Source organism: Aphanothece microscopica RSMan92 (assembly GCF_046613545.2).
Classification (GTDB): Bacteria; Cyanobacteriota; Cyanobacteriia; order PCC-6307; family Cyanobiaceae; genus NIES-981.
The window spans coordinates 1-524 of the sequence record NZ_JBKKKY020000416.1; the positions used below are offsets into that span (position 1 = coordinate 1).

Consider the following 524-nt stretch of genomic DNA (forward strand, 5'->3'; position numbering starts at 1 on the left):
GGGCAACAGCCTGCGCCCGCCGTCCGATGCGGCGGGACCAATCGTCGCTGAACCGCAGGCCGGCGATCCGGGTAAGCCTACTTCATACTACCCGCAGCGCTCCTCCCATTCCCCGCGAATCCACATTGAGTAGAGTTCGAATGGCTCGGCGCTGTTTTGGACCGGATCGCCGTAATCGGCAGTCTCGACGTAGGGAATGCCGACATCCAAGCGCTGTCCTGGCACAACGCCTGCACGATGATCGTAACAGGCAAGAAGTACCCCAATCGACAAAAGCTTCGACGAGACTGGCGAGACGAACGCTTTACAGCCGCCGAGGCCGTTCAGCGCCCGCCGATATCGATCCATCGCCAGGAAGATCTGCTTGTATGCCTCGAATGGATTGTACTCAGAGGCTAGCAGAATATTAGAAGGCTCAATCTGAAAATCGTCAAACAGAATTCCCCTGTGTTCCGCGACAATCTCGTCGCCGCGCCGGGGCTCGCGCGACGGGAACGGGAGTACCGGACATATCTCGTCGGGAT

1 protein-coding gene is annotated in these 524 nt (G+C 58.8%); it reads right to left on the reverse strand.

The genetic code is table 11. The annotated features are described in order from the left end of the window. Positions 1–87: 87 nt before the first annotated feature. Positions 88–524, reverse strand: a 437-nt coding sequence (locus tag ACLD7X_RS18310; protein WP_411425115.1) for a hypothetical protein, incomplete at its 5' end; no start/stop codon positions are given.